Annotated in this window: 18 protein-coding genes; 10 read left to right on the top strand and 8 right to left on the bottom strand. The window is 59.3% G+C overall.

What is annotated here, in order from left to right:
* Positions 1–30 precede the first annotated feature (30 nt).
* Together JH25_RS14450 and gpmI are read right to left on the bottom strand one after the other, a co-directional pair.
* Complete coding sequence (locus tag JH25_RS14450) at positions 31–1,326, bottom strand: murein hydrolase activator EnvC family protein (RefSeq protein WP_005783927.1); 1,296 nt, start codon at positions 1,324–1,326, stop codon at positions 31–33.
* A gap of 258 nt (positions 1,327–1,584) precedes the next feature.
* Positions 1,585–3,111, bottom strand: coding sequence for a 2,3-bisphosphoglycerate-independent phosphoglycerate mutase (gpmI, locus tag JH25_RS14455; RefSeq protein ID WP_032878356.1), 1,527 nt, complete (start codon positions 3,109–3,111; stop codon positions 1,585–1,587).
* A gap of 151 nt (positions 3,112–3,262) precedes the next feature.
* On the opposite strand from gpmI, the gene JH25_RS14460 reads away from it, so the two are divergent.
* From JH25_RS14460 to secB, 3 genes are read left to right on the top strand one after another with little or no spacing between them, the layout of a single operon-like run.
* A complete protein-coding gene (locus JH25_RS14460; RefSeq protein WP_003187796.1) occupies positions 3,263–3,676 on the top strand; it encodes a rhodanese-like domain-containing protein in 414 nt (137 codons plus the stop codon).
* A 1-nt stretch (position 3,677) separates the two neighbouring features.
* Positions 3,678–3,932 (top strand): glutaredoxin 3, encoded by a 255-nt coding sequence (gene grxC / locus JH25_RS14465; protein WP_032878355.1) that lies wholly within the window; start codon positions 3,678–3,680, stop codon positions 3,930–3,932.
* 42 nt (positions 3,933–3,974) lie between these two features.
* A complete protein-coding gene (secB, locus tag JH25_RS14470; RefSeq protein ID WP_005783933.1) occupies positions 3,975–4,454 on the top strand; it encodes a protein-export chaperone SecB in 480 nt (159 codons plus the stop codon).
* A gap of 124 nt (positions 4,455–4,578) precedes the next feature.
* Here the strand turns inward: secB and JH25_RS14475 are convergent, their stop codons facing one another.
* Entirely contained in the window at positions 4,579–5,034 is a 456-nt protein-coding gene (locus JH25_RS14475) for a tRNA (cytidine(34)-2'-O)-methyltransferase (RefSeq protein ID WP_003171120.1), read from the bottom strand.
* On the opposite strand from JH25_RS14475, the gene JH25_RS14480 reads away from it, so the two are divergent.
* Positions 5,033–5,473, top strand: a complete 441-nt coding sequence (locus tag JH25_RS14480) for a hypothetical protein (protein WP_032878354.1) — start codon at positions 5,033–5,035, stop codon at positions 5,471–5,473. The two genes, JH25_RS14475 and JH25_RS14480, sit on opposite strands and share 2 nt — an antisense overlap.
* 449 nt (positions 5,474–5,922) lie before the next feature.
* Here JH25_RS14480 and ntrC read toward each other — a convergent pair whose 3' ends face one another.
* The 4 genes from ntrC to glnA all read right to left on the bottom strand — a co-directional run bounded on the left by ntrC (position 5,923) and on the right by glnA (position 10,910).
* Entirely contained in the window at positions 5,923–7,359 is a 1,437-nt protein-coding gene (gene ntrC / locus JH25_RS14485; RefSeq protein WP_003187806.1) for a nitrogen regulation protein NR(I), read from the bottom strand.
* Positions 7,356–8,441 carry a nitrogen regulation protein NR(II) gene (gene glnL, locus JH25_RS14490; protein WP_005783937.1) on the bottom strand — a complete coding sequence of 362 codons (1,086 nt, stop codon included), beginning with the start codon at positions 8,439–8,441 and terminating at the stop codon, positions 7,356–7,358. Before glnL ends, ntrC begins: the two co-directional genes overlap by 4 nt.
* Positions 8,442–8,761: 320 nt before the next feature.
* Complete coding sequence (locus tag JH25_RS14495) at positions 8,762–9,298, bottom strand: chorismate mutase (protein WP_032878353.1); 537 nt, start codon at positions 9,296–9,298, stop codon at positions 8,762–8,764.
* 205 nt (positions 9,299–9,503) lie between these two features.
* Positions 9,504–10,910 (bottom strand): type I glutamate--ammonia ligase, encoded by a 1,407-nt coding sequence (gene glnA, locus JH25_RS14500; RefSeq protein WP_005783941.1) that lies wholly within the window; start codon positions 10,908–10,910, stop codon positions 9,504–9,506.
* 334 nt (positions 10,911–11,244) lie between these two features.
* Here glnA and thiI point away from each other — a divergent pair, with 334 nt between their 5' ends.
* Together thiI and typA are read left to right on the top strand one after the other, a co-directional pair.
* Positions 11,245–12,699, top strand: coding sequence for a tRNA uracil 4-sulfurtransferase ThiI (gene thiI / locus JH25_RS14505; protein ID WP_005783943.1), 1,455 nt, complete (start codon positions 11,245–11,247; stop codon positions 12,697–12,699).
* Between the two features lie 139 nt (positions 12,700–12,838).
* Positions 12,839–14,659 carry a translational GTPase TypA gene (gene typA, locus JH25_RS14510; protein ID WP_005783945.1) on the top strand — a complete coding sequence of 607 codons (1,821 nt, stop codon included), beginning with the start codon at positions 12,839–12,841 and terminating at the stop codon, positions 14,657–14,659.
* Positions 14,660–14,852: 193 nt separating this feature from the next.
* On the opposite strand, the gene JH25_RS14515 is transcribed toward typA, so the two are convergent.
* Positions 14,853–15,287 carry a YkgJ family cysteine cluster protein gene (locus JH25_RS14515; RefSeq protein ID WP_003187815.1) on the bottom strand — a complete coding sequence of 145 codons (435 nt, stop codon included), beginning with the start codon at positions 15,285–15,287 and terminating at the stop codon, positions 14,853–14,855.
* 237 nt (positions 15,288–15,524) lie between these two features.
* Between JH25_RS14515 and JH25_RS14520 the strand changes: the two genes are divergently transcribed.
* The 4 genes from JH25_RS14520 to JH25_RS14535 all read left to right on the top strand — a co-directional run bounded on the left by JH25_RS14520 (position 15,525) and on the right by JH25_RS14535 (position 20,200).
* Positions 15,525–17,975, top strand: coding sequence for a glycogen/starch/alpha-glucan phosphorylase (locus tag JH25_RS14520; RefSeq protein ID WP_032878352.1), 2,451 nt, complete (start codon positions 15,525–15,527; stop codon positions 17,973–17,975).
* 183 nt (positions 17,976–18,158) lie between these two features.
* Positions 18,159–19,169, top strand: a complete 1,011-nt coding sequence (locus tag JH25_RS14525) for a class 1 fructose-bisphosphatase (RefSeq protein WP_032878350.1) — start codon at positions 18,159–18,161, stop codon at positions 19,167–19,169.
* A 176-nt stretch (positions 19,170–19,345) separates the two neighbouring features.
* Complete coding sequence (locus JH25_RS14530) at positions 19,346–19,600, top strand: hypothetical protein (protein WP_005783949.1); 255 nt, start codon at positions 19,346–19,348, stop codon at positions 19,598–19,600.
* Positions 19,601–19,630: 30 nt separating this feature from the next.
* Positions 19,631–20,200, top strand: coding sequence for a lipocalin family protein (locus JH25_RS14535; protein WP_032878349.1), 570 nt, complete (start codon positions 19,631–19,633; stop codon positions 20,198–20,200).
* The last annotated feature ends 43 nt before the right edge of the window (positions 20,201–20,243 follow it).

Here is a 20,243-nt window from a genome sequence, read left to right as displayed (position 1 = left end):
GTCGAACGAACTCCTAATGTAGATGCGGCCCTATCCTTGGGAACGGCACCATTGTGCGGGATCGCTCGGGCGACCCTGCTGACGAATAGCGAAGTACAGCGCCGGTGTGTCCTGGCCGCCACTGTTACCGACAGTGGAGATGGATTCACCGGCTTTTACAACATCACCTGCCGACTTGAGTAATGTCTGATTGTGGCCGTAAAGGCTCAAATAGCCATTTCCATGGTCGAGAATCACCAGTAAACCGGCGCCCCGCAGCCAATCGGCAAACACCACGCGCCCACCGTGAACGGCATGGACCTGGCTGCCGGCTGAGGCGCTGATCATCACCCCATCCCACTTGGCGCGGGTGTCATCGCCACGGGTTTCCCCAAAGCGTGCCAATAGTCGACCATCAACCGGCCATGGAAGTTTGCCCCGCGCTGAAGCAAAAGGGCCGCCGAATGACTCGCCGCTGCTGGAAACCAGCGGGCCGGGGCTGGCGCGCGCGGGTTTGCGCGGTGCCGGCGCGTCGCTGGTGGCAGCCAGTTCGGCCTCACGCTGACGCTTTTTTTCCGCTTCCTGCTGGGCGATCAGCGCTTTTTGCCGCGCTTCTTCGGCCTCGCGTGCCTGGCGGGCCAGGGTTTCTTCGATGGTCTTGAGCACTTTGGCCAGGTCGGCCTGGTCCTGCTCGCGGGCCTGGAGCTTGGCGTCGCGGGCTTTTACATCGCTGTTGAGCTTGGCCAGGGCCTGCTGGCGCTCCTTGCGCACCTTGTCCAACTGGTCGCGCTGAACGTCGAGGGCGCTTTTCTGGTCGAGCAGTTGCGATTGCTGGTCGGCAATTTCCTGCTCGACATTGGCCAATTGGCGCAGGGTTTCATTGAAACCCTTCAATTGCGCCAGGCGCGCCTGGCTCAGGTAATCGTAATAGGTGAGGGTGCGGGCGAATTTTTCCGGGTTCTGCTGGTTGAGCAGCAGCTTGAGGTATTCCTGGCGACCGCTCTGGTAGGCGGCACGGGCCTGGATCGCGATCAGGCGTTGCTGTTCAACGCGTGCGCTCTGGAGTTTTTTTTTCTCAGCGTCGAGTCGCTCCAGTTCCGACTCGCTCTTCTTTAGTTCTTTTTGCAGCTCCTGGACCTGCTTCTCAAGCTTGCCCATTTCGGTTTCCGTGCCGCGCAGGTCTTTCTGCACCCCGGATTTTTCTTCCTGGAGCTTGCCGAGCAGCTTTTTCAGCTCGGTAATGTCCTGACGCGTAGCGTCCAACTGTTGTTGGGTTTGTGCGCGCTCATCGGCAAATGCCGGTTGGAGCAGGCAGACAAGAGCAAGGGTTATCAAGGCGCGAAGCATAGAGGCGGGCGACACCAGGGGAAAAGGACGGCCTAGTATGCCCGCCAAGCGCTGCAAAAAAAACGCCCAATTGGGGAGTTACGGCAAGATAGGTGCCGAGTGGCGGTGGTATGGCAAAAAGACATCTATCAAACACCACAAAACCAATGTGGGAGCGGGCTTGCCCGCGATTGCGGTGGGTCAGCGACATAGATGTCGACTGATTAGCCGCTATCGCGGGCAAGCCCGCTCCCACACTGTTTTGTGGCGTACTTTGGATCAGACCAGGATCGAGGTCCCAGTCATCTCTTCAGGCTTCTCCAGCCCCATCAGCATCAGCATGGTCGGCGCCACATCCGCCAGCACGCCACCTTCACGCACTTTCAGGTCACGTTTGCCGACATAGATGAACGGCACCGGCTCGGTGGTGTGGGCGGTGTGTGCCTGGCCGGTGGATTCGTCGGACATCTGCTCGCAGTTGCCATGGTCTGCGGTGATCAGCGCTTCGCCGCCGACTTTTTCCAAGGCGTCGACAATGCGGCCAACGCACAGGTCCAGGCATTCAACAGCCTTTACCGCCGCTTCCAGGTTGCCACTATGGCCGACCATGTCGCCGTTGGCGTAGTTGACGACGATCACGTCATAACGCTGATGCTCAATGGCATCGACGATCTTGTCGGTCACTTCCGGCGCGCTCATTTCCGGCTGCAGGTCGTAGGTGGCGACTTTTGGTGACGGGATCAGGATGCGCTCTTCGCCCGGGAACGGTTCTTCACGGCCACCGGAGAAGAAGAACGTCACGTGGGCGTACTTCTCGGTCTCGGCGATGCGCAGCTGGGTCTTGCCGTTTTTCGCCAGGTAATCACCCAGCACGTTTTCCAGGCTGCCCGGGGCGAACGCCGACGGGGCTGGGATGTTGGCGGCGTACTGGGTGAGCATGACGAACTCGACTTTCGGCTGGCGTGCGCGCTCGAAGTCCTTGAAACCTTCATCGACGAACACATGGCTCAGCTCGCGGGCACGGTCGGCGCGGAAGTTCATGAATACTACGGCGTCGCCGTCTTCGACCTTCACCGGCTCGCCGATGGTGGTGGCCTTGACGAACTCATCGCTCTCGCCACGGGCGTAGGCCGCTTCCAGGCCTTCCTGGGCCGTGGCGGCATTGAATTCGGCCTGGCCGTCGACGATCAGGTTGTAGGCCTGGGACACGCGGTCCCAGCGGTTGTCGCGGTCCATGGCGAAGTAACGGCCCACCAGGCTGGCGATGCGGCCCTTGCCGAGGGCGGCGAAGGTGGTGTCGAGCAGTTCGATGGACGATTGCGCGCTTTTCGGCGGGGTGTCGCGACCGTCGAGGAAGGCGTGCAGGTAGATCTTGTCGGCGCCGCGCTTGAAGGCCAGTTCGGCCATTGCCACCAGATGGTCCTGATGGCTGTGTACGCCGCCGTCCGACAGCAGGCCCATGAAATGCACGGCCTTGCCGGCGGCCACGGCTTTATCGACTGCGGCGCAGATGGTCGGGTTCTCGAAAAACTCGCCATCGCGGATCGCTTTGGTGACGCGGGTGAAGTCCTGGTATACCACTCGTCCGGCGCCGAGGTTCATGTGGCCGACTTCCGAGTTGCCCATCTGGCCGTCCGGCAGGCCCACGTCCATGCCGGAACCGGAGATCAATCCGTTGGGGACGGTAGCGCTCAGGCGGTCCAGCACGGGCTTGTTGGCCGAGTACACGGCGTTGTCGTGGTGGCTTTCACTGTGTCCGAAGCCATCGAGAATTATCAGGACCAAAGGTTTAGGCGTGGTAGTCATAGATCCTCTCGCGGCGGTAATAAAGGAAGACAATGGAAAAGGGAGTGGCAGTTTAAAGCGAAGTTCCGAGCGCGTCACCGCTTTACGGGGGTTGGCCCTCCTTGGCGGCTGTGTATACTTACCGCCATTTTAACGCCCTGGAACCTCCTTGATGGTTGATCACCTGATTGCATTTGCCACTGCCCACTACCTGCTCGTGGGTGCCTTCGTCATCCTGCTGGCGTTGCTGATCGCACATGAACTGAGCCGCGGTGGTCGCAGCCTGAGCACGTCGGAGCTGACCGCGCTGGTCAACAAGGATGAGGCCGTTGTCGTCGATATTCGCCCGGCCAAGGATTATGCCGCCGGCCATATCGTTGGTGCCCTTAACATCCCGCAGGATAAGCTGATTGCACGCTTGGCCGAGCTGGAAAAATACAAGGCCAAGACCATCATTCTGGTCGACGCCCAAGGCCAGCACTCCGGCACCCACGCCCGCGAGATGCTCAAGACCGGCTTCACCGCCGCCAAGCTGTCAGGTGGTATCAGCAGCTGGCGTGGCGATAACCTGCCGTTGGTGAAGTGATATGAGCCAGGTTGTCGTGTATTCCAGCGATTATTGCCCTTATTGCATCCGAGCCAAGCAGTTGCTCCAAAGCAAGAAGGTGGCCTTCGAAGAGATCAAGGTCGATGGCAAGCCCCAGGTGCGCGCCGAAATGGCCCAGAAGGCCGGCCGCACGTCGGTCCCGCAGATCTGGATCGGCACCCGGCATATCGGTGGTTGCGATGACCTGTTCGCTCTGGAGCGCGCCGGTAAACTTGATGCGCTGCTGTCCGTCTGACTGCTAACCCCTTAAGAACCCCAAGATAAAGAAGGATCTGCGATGACTGATCAACAGAACACCGAAGCAGCGCAAGACCAAGGCCCACAGTTTTCGCTGCAGCGCATCTACGTGCGTGACCTGTCGTTCGAAGCGCCGAAAAGCCCGGCGATCTTCCGTCAGGAATGGACCCCAAGCGTTGCCTTGGACTTGAACACCCGTCAGAAAGCCCTGGAAGGCGACTTCCACGAAGTGGTGCTGACTCTGTCGGTCACCGTCAAGAACGGCGAAGAAGTGGCCTTCATCGCTGAAGTGCAACAGGCCGGTATCTTCCTGATCCAGGGCCTGGACGAAGCGTCCATGAGCCACACCCTGGGCGCGTTCTGCCCGAACATCCTGTTCCCGTACGCCCGTGAGACCCTGGACAGCCTGGTCACCCGTGGCTCGTTCCCGGCACTGATGCTGGCTCCGGTGAACTTCGATGCCCTGTACGCCCAAGAGCTGCAGCGCATGCAACAGGAAGGCGCGCCGACAGTTCAGTAATCTCGAACCCGACGCAGCACTCAATGTGGGAGGGGGCTTGCTCCCGATAGCGGTGGAACAGTCACTTAGATGTCGACTGACACTCCGCCATCGGGAGCAAGCCCCCTCCCACATTTTTTGTGTACTACTTGAAACCGAGTTGACGCCAGCCTTCATAGACGGCCACTGCGACGGTGTTGGACAGGTTCAGGCTGCGGCAGCCCTCACGCATCGGCAAGCGCAGGCGATGGCCATCGGGCAGGGCGTCGAGCACCTCTGCCGGCAGGCCACGGCTTTCCGGGCCGAACAGGAAGGCATCGCCCTCGGCAAAGCTGGCATCGTGAAATGGTCGCGAACCCTTGGTGGTGAACGCGAACAGGCGCGGATGGCCCAGGCTTTCCAGGCAACTGGCCAGGTCGGCGTGACGCTTGAGGGTGGCGTATTCGTGGTAGTCCAGCCCGGCGCGGCGCAGGCGCTTGTCGTCCATGTCGAAGCCCAGCGGCTCGATCAAATGCAGGTGGCAGCCACTGTTGGCGCACAGCCTGATAACGTTGCCGGTATTCGGCGGAATTTCTGGTTGAAAAAGGATGACGTGAAACATGCACGGCTCCGAAGGCAAAGATGCGCTGCATTCTACCCCTGAAGAAGACCCGAGGCCGAAGCTATTGCCGAGGGTTTTGGGCTCGTTGGCGATTGTCGGCTTGATGGTGGGTTTGATGATCGGTCGCCTGACCACGCCAGACCCAGTCCAGTTACTGGAGGTGGTGCCTGCTGTCGACGGTGTAGCGGTGTGGTTCAACCGTGAGCCCAAGCTGCACGTTGAGCATATCGACGGCACCGTGGCGCTGCTGTTTGACGCCCAGGGCAAGGCGGCCAGCGGGCAGCTCAAGGTCAATGACAAGGACGTGAACTGGCGTGTGCGCAAGACCGATGGCGGTTTGCTGCTGAACCTGGTGGCGGCGCGACCGTTGCGTGGGGAGTGGAAAGGCGAGCAGGTCGATGACCGCTGGCGGCTGGAGGTCCATCTCCAGGAGCAATAAAAGAGGGAGTTCCCGGCCTGCCTGTACCAGGGCTCCCAAAACGGGGTGAAGCCTAAGGCTTCGGTGTTAAAGAGGGGATTCTCGGCCTGCCTGTACCAAGGTCCCCGAAACTGGGTTGTACGAGGGTTATTGCAGGGCGCGTGCCAGAGTTTGCAATTTCACCCATAAAATTTTTCCAAAAAGCGCAAAGCCCCGTAATCCGGGGCTTTGGTGGTTTCAGCTTGCGAGGGTTGTTCTGCGATAACGGTCTTCCACGTATCCAGCCCGTGCCCGATGCCGGTTCATGGTGCATTGAAGCGGTGCACAGTCGTGGAATTGCAGAGATCCAAATGTGGGAGGGGGCTTGCTCCCGATAGCGGTGTGTCAGACACAGATGTGGTGACTGAACTACTGCTATCGGGAGCAAGCCCCCTCCCACATTAGACTTTCAGTGGAACTGGGAGGTGTGATCAGGCCTCATCACCCTCATCATCATCCCCACCATCTACCTTCATCCCCAATTCCTTGATCTTGCGCGTCAGGGTATTGCGCCCCCAACCCAGTAGCACGGCCGCATCGCGACGACGGCCGGCAGTGTGCTTCAACGCGGTCTCAATCATGATCCGCTCGAATGCCGGCACGGCGCTGTCCAGCAGGTTCGACTGGCCGCGCGCCAACGCCTGGTCGGCCCATTGGCGCAGCGCTTGTTCCCAGTTGGTTACCGGTGCCGAATCCTGCGGCAGGCTCAGCAGCTCAGGCGGCAGGTCGCTGATATGCACTTCACGCCCGGAGGCCATTACGGTGATCCAGCGGCACGTGTTCTCCAGCTGGCGCACGTTGCCGGGCCACGGCAGGTTCTTGAGGTATTCCTCGGTCTCGCTTTTCAGCAGCTTCGGCTCTACGGCCAGCTCCAGGGCGGCGCGGCTGAGGAAGTGGCGGGCGAGGGTGGGGATGTCTTCGCGGCGGTCCGACATGCGCGGGATATGGATACGGATCACATTGAGGCGGTGGAACAAGTCCTCACGGAACTTGCCCGCGTGTACCAGGGTTTCGAGGTTCTGGTGGGTGGCCGCAATGATGCGCACATCAACCTTGACCGGTGTGTGCCCGCCGACACGATAGAACTCACCGTCCGCCAACACCCGTAGCAAGCGGGTCTGGGTATCGGCCGGCATGTCGCCGATCTCATCGAGAAACAGCGTGCCGCCGTCGGCCTGTTCAAAGCGCCCGCGACGCAGGTTGGCCGCACCGGTGAACGCGCCTTTCTCATGGCCGAACAGCTCGGACTCCATCAGGTCCTTGGGGATCGCCGCCATGTTCAGCGCGATAAACGGAGAGGCCGCACGCGGGCTGTGGCGGTGCAGGGCATGGGCCACCAGCTCTTTACCGGTGCCCGACTCGCCATTGATCAGCACAGTGATGTTGGAGTGGCTCAAGCGCCCGATGGCGCGAAACACTTCCTGCATCGCTGGCGCTTCACCGATGATTTCCGGGGTGCGGGTCAGGGTTGGCGGGGCTTCCTGGTTCTGTTGTTCCTGGGCGTGCTGGTTGGCGCGCTTGACCAGCGCCACCGCCTCATCCACGTCGAATGGCTTGGGCAGGTATTCAAAGGCGCCGCCCTGGTAGGACGCGACAGCGCTGTCCAGGTCCGAGTGCGCAGTCATGATGATCACCGGCAAGCGCGGGTGCTGCTCGCGGATGCGCGCCAGCAAGTCCAGGCCGCTTGCGCCGGGCATACGAATGTCGGAGATGATCACGTCCGGCTGCTGGCGTGCCAGGCGGCTCATCACTCCGTCGGCGCTGTCGAAGCTCTGGGTGGTCATGCCTTCCTGTTGCAAGGCTTTTTCCAGGACCCAACGGATAGAACGGTCGTCATCGACGATCCAGACAGTTTCACTACGGCTCATGTCGTGGGGGCTCCTTGTTCCAATGGCAGGAAGATCGAGAACGTGGTGTGGCCGGGATGGCTCTCACATTCGATCAGGCCCTGGTGCTGGCTGATGATGTTCTGGGTAATGGCCAGGCCCAGCCCGGTACCGTCCGGGCGGCCACTGACCATGGGGAAGAAGATGGTTTCCTGCAGTTCGGCGGGAATGCCGGGGCCGTTGTCGATGATCTCGACCTTGGTCACCAGGCGATGGCGCACATGGCCGATGGTGAACTGGCGCAGGGCGCGGGTGCGCAAACTGATGCGGCCCAGGCGCAGCTCGTTTTGGCTGCTGATGGCCTGCATGGCGTTGCGCACGATATTGAGCACCGCCTGGATCATCTGCTCGCGGTCGATCAATACATCGGGAATGCTTGGGTCATAGTCGCGTACCAGGGTGATACAGCCCTGGCTTTCGGCCTCGACCAGTTGGCAGACGCGCTCCAGCACCTCATGCACGTTGGTCATCGCCAATGACGGCAACTTGTTGGAGCCGAGCATCCGGTCCACCAGGTTACGCAGGCGGTCGGCTTCTTCGATGATGACGTTGGTGTAGTCCTTGAGATGCTCCTCGGGCAGCTCGCGGGCCAGCAGCTGCGCGGCGCCGCGAATCCCGCCGAGCGGGTTCTTGATCTCGTGAGCCAGGCCGCGCACCAGCATCTTGCTGGTTTCCTGCTTGGACAGCTGCGCCTCTTCCTTGGTGATGCGCAGCAGGCGGTCGCGGGGGTGTACTTCGAGCAATAGCAGCGTGGCGCCATTGCTCAGAATGGGGGTTACGGCGTAATCGACCGTCAGGGTCTGGCCGGTGAGGGCGGTGAGCATCGCTTCGCGCTTGGTGAACGGATGTGCCTGCTCCACGGCCTGGCGCAACGAGCTCAAGGCTTCGGCCGACTCGGTGAACAGCTCGCTGATGAACTGCCCATGGCTGCGCTGGCCGCTGATGGCCAGGAGCATCTCCGCCGCCGGGTTCATGTACTCAAGGCGCAGGTCGGCATTGAGCAGGATGGTCGCGGTGGTCAGGTTGTCGAGTAACAAACGGTGCAGTGCATCGCTGATGGTCATCGGGACCTCTTTTGGAGCAAGGCGCAGGCTTGAGGCACACGCTGATACAAGGAAAATGCAAAAACCAAACCAAGGCTCCGAAAAGAAGCGTTAAAGCCCTGAAATAGGGGTTTGTGGCGCGAAACTGTGGCGTTCTGCCAGCTTTGTCGGGAAGATTCGAACCAAAATGGGCTGTGGCTGGAGTAAGGGTGCAACCTATCGCACCAATATAGTGCGGTTTTGTGAAGGTTGTTCAGGAAGCTGCCAGAGATGGCCCTGAATGCATACAGTCCAAATGTGGGAGGGGGCTTGCTCCCACATTTTTACCTTGTTTGCAGTCATTAACCTTTGTAGATGCAGAGTTCGGCGGTGGCGCGGATCATTGCCAGTTGGCGCAGCGGATCATTCAGCGGCTCATGCACGGCGGTGGCCAGCCATTGGGGGCACTGTGGATCGGCACGGTGCGGGGTGAAGTCGGCCAGTTGTTGCAGCAGGCGTTTTTGCAGCTCATCCAGCTGCGGGCGAATCTGCTTGATCAGGTCCGGGCGCGGCTCGTCTGGGGCTTTGCCCTGGAACTGCCAGTCGGACAGGTGGGTGTATTGCACCAGTTTGTTCGCTTCGATCTGTGCCGAGAAAAACTGCTCGGCAGCGGCCGGGTCAAGCTTGTAGCTCGGGGCTTGGGCGACGACGCTGGCGATCACTTCCTGCTCGCGGTTTTTGTCTTCGACGGGTTTGTGGCTGTCCCATTTGCTCAAGGCCACCTGATCGGCAATCTCCAGGCGTTCGGCGATGCTGTTGAGCAGTGGCTCCAAGGTAGGTGGGGCGGCGTAAACACCGGCGCTGACGAACAGCAGGGCGAACACGAATTTATGTTTCAACGCAGATCTCCTTGTGGGAGGGGGCTTGCTCCCTATGGCGGTGTGTCAGTAACACACATATTGCCTGACACTCTGCCATCGGGAGCAAGCCCCCTCCCACCTTTTTGATTGGGTTTGCAGATTTGAAGCTGCATAACGCCCAGGCAAAAAAAAGACCTCCCGAAGGAGGTCTTTTTCATCACGCTACCTTAGCAACGCTACCGGATCAGCAGCTGTAGTACAGCTCGTATTCCAGTGGGTGTACGAAGGTGCGCACCTTGATTTCTTCTTCGCTTTTCAGGGCGATGTAAGCGTCGATGAAGTCGTCGCTGAACACGCCGCCTTTGGTCAGGAACGCACGGCCCTTGTCCAGCTCTTCCAGGGCTTCTTTCAGGCTGCCGCACACTTGTGGGATCTCTTTGGCCTCTTCAGGCGGCAGGTCGTACAAGTTCTTGTCGGCGGCGTCGCCAGGGTGGATCTTGTTCTGGATACCGTCCAGGCCGGCCATGACCAGTGCAGCGAAGGCCAGGTATGGGTTGGCAGCCGGGTCCGGGAAGCGAGCTTCGATACGGCGAGCGCGCGGGCTGGACACGTAAGGAATACGGATCGAGGCAGAGCGGTTACGCGCAGAGTAGGCCAGCATTACCGGAGCTTCGAAACCTGGGACCAGACGCTTGTAGGAGTTGGTCGACGGGTTGGTGAAGCCGTTCAGGGCCTTACCGTGCTTGATGATGCCGCCGATGAAGTACAGGGCGGTGTCGGACAGGCCGGCATAACCTTCACCTGCGAAGGTGTTCTTGCCTTCTTTGGCGATGGACAGGTGAACGTGCATACCCGAACCGTTATCGCCGTACAGAGGCTTGGGCATGAAGGTAGCGGTACGGCCGTAAGCGACGGCAGTGTTGTGTACGCAGTACTTCAGCGTCTGAACTTCGTCAGCCTTGGCCACCAGGGTGTTGAACTTCACGCCGATTTCGTTCTGGCCGGCAGTCGCCACTTCGTGGTGATGCACTTCGATGACCAGGCCCATGTCTTCCATGGCGTTGCACATGGAGGTACGGATTTCGTGGTCGTGGTCGAACGGTGGAACCGGGAAGTAGCCGCCTTTGATGCCTGGACGGTGGCCATGGTTGCCGCCTTCTACGTCCTGGTCGGACATCCACGAACCTTGTTCGGAGTAGATCTTGAACATGGAGCCGGAGATGTCGGACTTGAACTTCACCTGGTCGAAGATGAAGAACTCTGGCTCCGGGCCCACGAATACAGTGTCACCAATACCGGTGGACTTCAGGTATTCCTCGGCACGCTTGGCGATCGCACGTGGGTCGCGGTCGTAGCCTTGCATGGTCGACGGCTCGATCACGTCGCAGACCAGGATCAGGGTCGGCTCTTCGGTGAACGGGTCCAGCACGGCAGTGCTGTCGTCCGGCATCAGGATCATGTCGGAAGCTTCAATGCCTTTCCAGCCGGCGATGGAGGAACCGTCGAACATTTTGCCTTCTTCGAAGAAAGCATCATCCAGCGCGTCGCGAGCCGGCATGGTCACGTGGTGCTGAGTGCCTTTTGTGTCCGTGAAGCGCAGATCAATCCATTTAACGTCATGATCTTTGATGAGTTGAACCGACTTCGACATGGTGTCCTCCGGGTGGCTTCGGGCTTGGGTAGTGGAGTTAGCCCTTAGAATGTGGGTGATGCCGGCGCGGATACTCCGCCAAGGCAACCTGCCTCACAAGAGAGCAAATTACATGCCAGTGCGCCAACATGGTCTTTTTGCCTCAAAATGGCCCCTATAGCGGTGCAATAGGCCAAAGCGCGAGAAATAGCGCACTGCAATGTAGCGTTTATTTGTGTAAATGACCCGTTTTGGTGCGTTGCACGTTCGATGCATATTAACTGGTTAAACCTTGAGCGATTTCCGCTATAATCCGCGCCCCCCTTTTTCAGCAGGCCCGGCGCGCGCTGTTTCCATGAAATTAATCGTTAAAGTCTTCCCCGAGATCACCATCAAAAGCCGACCGGTACGGACGCGTTTCATCCGTCAGTTGGCCAAGAACATCCGTGCCGTGCTCCGTGACCTGGACCCGGCTGTGGTGGTGAACGGTGTGTGGGACAACCTCGAGCTGGAAACCCGCATTACCGACGCCAAAGCCTTGAAGGACATGACCGAGCGCCTGAGCTGCATGCCGGGCATCGCGCATTTCCTGCAGGTGGATGAGTACCCGCTGGGCGACTTCGACGACATCACCGAAAAGTGCAAGCAGCACTACGGCAGTGCACTTGAAGGGAAGATTTTTTCGGTGCGCTGCAAGCGTGCCGGCAAGCACACCTTCAGCTCCATGGATGTCGAGAAATACGTCGGCAGCAAGCTGCGTCGCGAGTGCGGCGCAGCTGGAATTTCCCTTAAAGCGCCGCAAATTGAAGTGCGCATGGAAATTCGCGACCAACGGTTGTTTGTGATCCACAGCCAGCACAACAGCATCGGCGGCTACCCGCTGGGCGCCCTGGAACAGACCCTGGTATTGATGTCCGGCGGTTTCGATTCCACGGTGGCGGCCTACCAGATCATGCGCCGCGGCCTGATGAGCCACTTCTGCTTCTTTAACCTGGGCGGGCGTGCCCATGAATTGGGCGTGATGGAAGTTGCGCACTTTATCTGGAAGAAGTACGGCAGCTCCCAGCGCGTGCTATTTGTAAGCGTGCCGTTCGAGGAAGTGCTGGGCGAAATTCTCGGCAAAGTCGATAACAGTCATATGGGCGTGGTATTGAAGCGTATGATGTTGCGCGCCGCGTCCCGAATCGCCGATCAATTGCAGATCGACGCGCTGGTGACCGGCGAGGCGATTTCCCAGGTGTCCAGCCAGACGCTGCCAAACCTGTCGATCATCGACTGCGTCACCGAGAAGCTGGTGTTGCGCCCGCTGATCGCCAGCCACAAGCAGGACATCATCGACCTGGCAGAGCAAATCGGCACCGCCGACTTTGCCAAGCACATGCCCGAGTACTGTGGGGTCATCTCGGTGAACCCCAAGACCCACGCCAAGCGTCACCGCGTGGAGCATGAAGAGAAAGAATTCGACATGGCGATTCTGGAGCGTGCGCTCGAGAACGCCAAGCTGGTCCCAATCGATCGGGTGATCGACGAGTTGGGCCAGGATGTAAAAATCGAAGAAGTCAGCGAAGCCCTGGCCGGCCAGATCGTCATCGACATCCGTCACCCGGATGCCGCTGAGGATGAGCCGCTGGAAATCGCCGGCATCGACGTGCAAACGCTGCCGTTCTACGCACTGAACGCGCGTTTCAAGGAACTGGATAACAGCCGTCAGTACCTGTTGTATTGCGACAAAGGCGTGATGAGTCGCCTGCATGCCCACCATTTGCTCAGTGAGGGGCATGCCAATGTGCGCGTTTATCGACCGAGCTAAGAGCCCGGGGCTGTTTGCCTGTGGCCTGCGTCACCGGCCCCCCGACTCTGCCGTCAAGCTGTAACGGCAAGGCCTGACTCTACTGTTAATCGCTGCCACGACCTGTCAGCACACCGAATCCTCTGATCGAGATACACAAGTGATCGAAAATCTACGTAACATCGCCATCATTGCTCACGTTGACCATGGTAAAACCACCCTGGTAGACAAACTCCTGCGTCAATCCGGCACCCTGGAGCGCAACGAGCTCAACGACGAGCGCGTGATGGACTCCAACGACCAGGAAAAAGAGCGCGGTATTACCATCCTGGCAAAAAACACCGCCATCAACTGGAACGGCTACCACATCAACATCGTGGATACCCCGGGCCACGCCGACTTCGGCGGCGAAGTAGAACGCGTAATGTCGATGGTTGACTCCGTTCTGCTGCTGGTTGACGCTCAAGACGGCCCTATGCCGCAAACCCGTTTCGTGACCAAGAAGGCTTTCGAAGCCGGCCTGCGTCCGATCGTGTGCATCAACAAGGTTGACCGTCCAGGCGCGCGTCCGGACTGGGTTCTGGACCAGATCTTCGACCTGTTTGACAACCTGGGTGCCACCGAAGAACAGCTGGACTTCCAGGTCATCTACGCCTCGGCCCTGAACGGTATTGCTGGTCTTGACCACACCGACATGGCTGAAGACATGACCCCGCTGTACCAGTCGATCGTCGACAACGTACCCGCGCCGAAAGTTGACCGTGACGGCCCGTTCCAGATGCAAATCTCGGCACTGGACTACAACAGCTTCCTGGGTGTTATCGGCGTTGGCCGTATCGCTCGTGGTAGCGTCAAGCCGAACACCCCGGTTGTCGCTATCGGCGCCGACGGCAAGAAGCGTAACGGTCGTATCCTGAAGCTGATGGGTCACCACGGTCTGCACCGTATCGACGTTGAAGAAGCTTTCGCTGGCGACATCGTATGCGTAAGCGGCATGGACTCGCTGTTCATCTCCGACACCCTGTGCCAGCCGGACAACGTTGAGGCGATGAAGCCTCTGACCGTTGACGAGCCAACCGTTTCCATGACCTTCCAGGTAAACGACTCGCCGTTCTGCGGTAAAGAAGGCAAGTTCGTGACCTCCCGTAACATCAAGGAGCGTCTGGACAAGGAGCTGCTGTACAACGTTGCCCTGCGCGTTGAAGAAGGCGACTCGGCTGACAAGTTCAAGGTCTCCGGCCGTGGTGAGCTGCACCTCTCGGTACTGATCGAAACCATGCGTCGCGAAGGCTTCGAAATGGGTGTTGGTCGTCCGGAAGTGATCATCCGTACTGTTGACGGCGTGAAGCAGGAACCGTTCGAAAACGTCACCATCGACACCCCTGAAGAATCCCAGGGCAAGGTCATGGAAGAGATGGGCCTGCGTAAGGGCGACCTGACCAACATGGTGCCGGATGGCAAAGGCCGTGTACGTCTGGAATACAACATCCCTGCTCGCGGTCTGATCGGTTTCCGTAACCAGTTCCTGACCCTGACCAACGGTGCTGGCATCCTGACCTCGATCTTCGATCGCTACGACACCATGAAGTCCGGCGACATGTCCGGCCGTCAGAACGGTGTTCTGGTATCGGTAGAAACCGGCAAGGCGCTGACCTACTCCCTGGAAACCCTCCAGGCGCGTGGCAAGCTGTTCGTTGAACACGGTCAAGAGATCTACAACGGCCAGATCGTTGGTCTGAACAGCCGTGACAACGACATGGGCGTCAACCCAACCAAAGGCAAGAAGCTCGACAACATGCGTGCTTCGGGCAAAGACGAAACCATCGCTCTGGTTCCACCTGTTCGCTTCACCCTGGAACAGGCCCTGGAATTCATCCAGGACGACGAGCTGTGCGAAGTCACGCCTAAGTCGATCCGCCTGCGTAAGAAGATCCTGGACGAAGGCGAGCGTACCCGCGCTGCCAAGAAAGCCAAGAACTGAGTTAACTCAGGCTGAATGAAAAACGCCCCCGGTCGAAAGGCCGGGGGCGTTTTTTTGTGCCCGCAGTTTGTGTGTCGTCTTTACTGGCTCCATCGCAGGCAAGCCAGCTCCCACAGTTGAATGTGTTCCCAAATCAAAATGTGGGAGGGGGCTTGCCCCCGATGAGGCCCTTCAGAACACTACAAAACCCGAGTCAGAATTTATCGAGAGTCTTGAAGTTGGTCTCGCGTACCACTTCCTTGGGCTTGTAAGCGCAATACCCCGGCCGCGGCCCGATTTTCGGGTGGTTGCGGCAAGTATCCGGGCGCTTGTCATAAATAGTGCAGAAGCGCGTCTTACGATCCAGATACAGGCAGTCGTTGTTGCTCATGCGCTGTAGGGTAAAAATCTCGGATTTGTTGTTGTAGCGCTCGACGATGCCTTCCTTCTGCAAGCGCTTGGCGATGTTCTTTGGCGGGTCGCCGCGCTCGAACTCGTCGACGATGCCAATGCGGATCAGGTCCTTGATCTTCACCTCAACCGGCAGGGTGCAACAGCTGGACACGCAGCCGCCGCACATGTGGGCGGAATATTTCTGCCACGTTTCGAGACGGTCGAGTTCCGCGGCGGCGATCAGTTGAGGCTTCATCAGGGTTCCAGGGTGGGGCGGTATACGGGCGCGGGATCATACCGGGATTGGTGGTTTTTTGAACAATATTTTGCAGGTTTCAGCTCAAAGGCTTTGCCGCGGCCTGATCGGGCACGACCCCTGCATCAAATTCAGCCAATGGTGAATGAGTTAAAAAACTGCCGAACCAGCACGTCTACCGTCTGTCAGACCGACTAGGCTCTAGCAACTCCTTCAATCTCGCCCGAGGTCGCACCGATGTCTCAGGAACCGCTTGCACGAGAAGCAGAGGTAGCCGCATTCCGCGATGCTGTCTTGATCAAACTCACCTACGCGGTGGGCAAAGACCCGGATCACGCCTTTGACCATGACTGGTTCGAAGCCATTGCCCTGGCCGCCCGCGACCAGATGGTCGATCACTGGATGGACCACACGCGGCGTATTTATCGCAAAGGCCAGAAGCGCGTTTATTACCTCTCGCTGGAATTTCTCATTGGCCGTCTGTTGTACGACAGCCTGAGCAATCTGGGCGTGTTGGAGATCGCCCGTGAAGCGCTGTCGGAGTTGGGCGTCGATCTGGAGCGCATCCGCCTGCTTGAGCCCGACGCGGCGCTCGGCAATGGTGGCCTGGGCCGTCTGGCGGCGTGCTTTATGGAAAGCATGTCGACCTTGGGGATTGCCGGGCATGGCTATGGCATTCGCTATGAGCACGGCTTGTTCCGCCAGGCCATCGTTGATGGCTGGCAGCAGGAGCAGACCGAACGCTGGCTGGATTTTGGTAACCCTTGGGAGTTCGAACGCGCCGAAGTGATTTACCCGATCGGCTTTGGCGGCAGCGTCGAAACCCTGGCGGACGCCTCCGGCAAGATGATCCAGGTGTGGTCGCCCAACGAAACTGTCAGGGCTGTTGCCTATGACACCCCGGTAGTCGGCTGGCGTGGCGCCAGCGTCAACACCCTGCGCCTTTGGCGTGCACGGGCAGTGGAAGACTTGCACCTGGAGCGCTTCAATGCCGGTGACCACTTGGGCGCCGTCGCCGAGGTGGCCCGTGCCGAAAGCATCTCTCGCGTGCTTTACCCGGCCGACAGCACTGAAGCGGGGCAGGAACTGCGCCTGCGCCAGGAGTACTTCTTCGTTTCGGCGTCCTTGCAGGATTTGCTGCGCCGCCACAAGAACATGCACGGTTCGGTGCTGAGCCTGGGCGAACACGCCGCGATCCAGCTCAACGACACCCATCCGTCCATCGCCGTGGCCGAGCTGATGCGCCAACTGGTCGACCTGCATGACGTGCCGTGGGAAGCCGCGTGGGATGTCACCGTCGAAACCCTGTCGTACACCAACCACACCTTGCTGCCCGAAGCACTGGAAACCTGGCCCGTAGGTCTGATGGAGCGCATGTTGCCCCGGCACATGCAGATCATCTACCTGATCAACGCCCAACACATCGACTCGCTGCGCGCCAAGGGCATCCACGACTTCGACGTACTGCGCGCCGTCTCGCTGATCGAAGAGGACAACGGCCGCCGCGTGCGCATGGGCAACCTGGCATTCCTCGGCTCCCATAGCGTCAACGGTGTATCGGGCCTGCATACCCAGTTGATGCGCAGCACGGTGTTCTCCGAGCTGCACAAGCTGTATCCCGAGCGCATCAACAACAAAACCAACGGCATCACCTTCCGCCGCTGGTTGTACCAGGCCAACCCCAAGCTGACCGATATGCTGGTGGAAGCCCTGGGGCCGGATATTCTCGACCAGCCCGAGCAGCGTTTGATCGAATTGGAGCCGTTCGCCGAGAAGCAGGCTTTCCGCAAGTCCTTCGCTGAACAGCGCCTGCACAGCAAGCGTGCACTGGCCCAGATCATCCATGAGCGCCTGGGTATCGCGATCAACCCGGCGGCGATGTTCGATGTGCAGGTCAAGCGCATTCATGAGTACAAGCGCCAACTGCTCAACCTGCTGCACACCGTGGCGCTGTACCAGGCGATCCGCGCCGAGCCGGGCACCGACTGGGTGCCACGGGTGAAAATCTTCGCCGGCAAGGCTGCAGCCAGCTACCACCAGGCCAAGCTGATCATCAAGCTGACCAACGACATCGCCCGTACCGTCAACAACGACCCGACCGTGCGCGGTCTGCTCAAAGTGGTGTTCCTGCCCAACTACAACGTCAGCCTGGCGGAGAGCATTATTCCGGCGGCGGACTTGTCGGAGCAGATTTCCACTGCCGGCTTCGAGGCCTCGGGTACCAGCAACATGAAGTTCGGCCTCAACGGCGCGCTGACCATCGGCACCATGGACGGCGCCAACGTGGAGATGCACGAGCGGGTCGGCGCCGAGCACATGTTTATCTTCGGCCTCAGTGCCCAGCAGGTGGAAGCCCGCAAGCACGCCGGTGAGTTCAACGCCGGGCCGGACATCGCCGCGTCCCATCGCTTGAACGACGTGTTGCAAGCGATCCGTGGCGGGGTGTTCTCGCCGGATGATCCGGGGCGCTATGTGGGCCTGATCGATGGGCTGATCGACTACGACCGTTTCCTGGTGTGTGCCGACTTTGATTCCTACTGGGACGCCCAGGCGCGGGTCGAAGCCCACTGGCACGACTCCAAGGAATGGTGGCGCTCGGCGGTGCTCAATACCGCGCGCATGGGCTGGTTCAGCTCGGACCGGACCATCCGCGAGTACGCCACCGAGATCTGGAAAGCCCTCGACTGACCACTGCGGTTAAAAAATGTGGGAGGTGGCAAGCCCCTTCCCACATGGGTTCTGCGATGTTGGAGAGGGTCGTGGCGCCAGGTCGTGAACTCTATTGGCGTTAAATCCTCTGATTAGAGGAAATAACCCTCGACTCGCGTTAAACTGCGCGGGTTTTCAGCCCCCCATTCTCCGGAGCCTTCCATGTCCCGCGTTACCCTGAGTCGCTATTTGATCGAGCAGACCCGCAGCAACAACACGCCTGCCGATCTGCGCTTCCTTATCGAAGTGGTGGCGCGTGCTTGCAAGGAAATCAGCCACGCCGTTTCCAAAGGCGCACTGGGCGGCGTCCTGGGCAGCATGGGCACTGAAAACGTCCAAGGTGAAGTGCAGAAGAAGCTCGACGTACTCTCCAATGAAATCCTGCTCGAAGCCAACGAATGGGGCGGTCACCTGGCCGGCATGGCGTCCGAAGAAATGGACAATGCCTACCAGATCCCTGGCAAGTACCCGAAAGGCGCTTACCTGCTGGTATTCGACCCACTGGACGGTTCGTCCAACATCGACATCAATGCACCGGTCGGCACCATCTTCTCGGTACTGCGTTGCCCGAATGAATACCTGAGCCAGAACGAAGCCCTGAACGAAAAGGCCTTCCTGCAGCCGGGCACCGAGCAGGTCGCTGCCGGTTATGCCATCTACGGTCCACAGACCATGCTGGTGCTGACCCTGGGCGATGGCGTCAAAGGCTTCACCCTGGACCGCGAAATGGGCAGCTTCGTGCTGACCCACGAAGACATTTCGATTCCTGCTTCTACCCAGGAATTCGCCATCAACATGTCTAACCAGCGTCACTGGGAAGAACCGGTGAAACGCTACGTCAACGAGTTGATGGAAGGCGAAGAAGGCCCGTTGAAGAAGAACTTCAATATGCGCTGGGTCGCTGCGATGGTTGCCGATGTGCACCGCATCCTGACCCGTGGTGGCCTGTTCATGTACCCACGAGACAGCCGCGAGCCGTCCAAGCCGGGCAAACTGCGCCTGATGTACGAAGCCAACCCGATGTCGTTCCTGGTTGAACAGGCAGGCGGTGCGTCCACCGATGGCCACCAGCGCATCCTCGACATCCAGCCTGAAGGTTTGCACCAGCGTGTGGCGGTGTTCCTGGGTTCCAAGGAAGAAGTTGAGCGTGTGACCAGCTACCACAAGAAGTAATACACGGCGATAAGTTATCCACTGTGTTGTGAGGCCGTTCACCCTTGAAGAAGCCCCGAAACGTTTCAGCGTTTTCGGGGCTTTTTTGTTTTCGCTCGTCGGGAACCAGACACCCCTTTTCCCTTCTAAGCTTCTGGCAGATACCCCAGCTGCTTTGTCTCTCCAGGAGCTTTTCCATGTCTTTACGCCGTCTCGCCCTGCTGACTTTTTGCGTGCTGTTAGCCGCTTGCAGCAAGGTCACTCAAGAAAACTACCAGAAACTGTCGGCTGGCATGGCCAAGGCCGAGGTGGAGTCGTTGCTGGGTAAGCCGACCGATTGTTCCGGTGCGCTGGGCATGTCCAGCTGCACCTGGGGCGATAAAAACAGCTTTATCAGCGTGCAGTACGCCGGTGACAAAGTTCTGATGTTTTCCGGGCAAGGCCTGAAGTAAACCGGGGCGCGAGCCTGCGGGAGAAGAAGAATGATGCGTTTTGTTTTGTTCCTTTGCGCCAGCCTGTTTTTGGCGGGCTGCGCCAGCCATTCTGGCGATGATCTGCAACCCAAGACGGCAACCAACGTCAACCTCAAGCGTTATCAGGGCACCTGGTATGAGTTGGCCCGATTGCCGATGTACTTCCAGCGCAACTGCGCGCAGTCCGAGGCGCGTTACACCTTGCTGCCGGATGGCGACATGTCGGTGTTCAACCGCTGCCTGACGCCTGAATGGAAGTGGCAAGAAGCCAAAGGCACGGCCACGCCGCAGGTGCCTGGCAAAACCGACAAGCTCTGGGTGGAATTCAATAACTGGTTTACGTCACTGTTGCCGGGCGTTGCCAAGGGCGATTACTGGGTGCTGTATGTCAGCGATGACTACAAGACCGCCATCGTCGGCAGCCCGAGCCGGCGCTATATGTGGATCCTGTCGCGCACGCCGACGGTGAGTGCCGAGACGCGTGAAGACTTGCTCAGTAGGGCGCGCCAGCAGGGGTATGACACCACGCGGTTGATCTGGCGTACTTCAGATAAACAAATGGCCAAGAGTTCGCAGTAATCAAATGTGGGAGGGGGCTTGCTCCCGATGCAGTGTGTCAGCC

Source organism: Pseudomonas sp. BRG-100 (assembly GCF_000737955.1).
GTDB lineage: Bacteria > Pseudomonadota > Gammaproteobacteria > Pseudomonadales > Pseudomonadaceae > Aquipseudomonas > Aquipseudomonas synxantha_A.
Note: the sequence above shows the minus strand (reverse complement) of the source record. Positions and strands in the feature narration are given on the sequence as shown.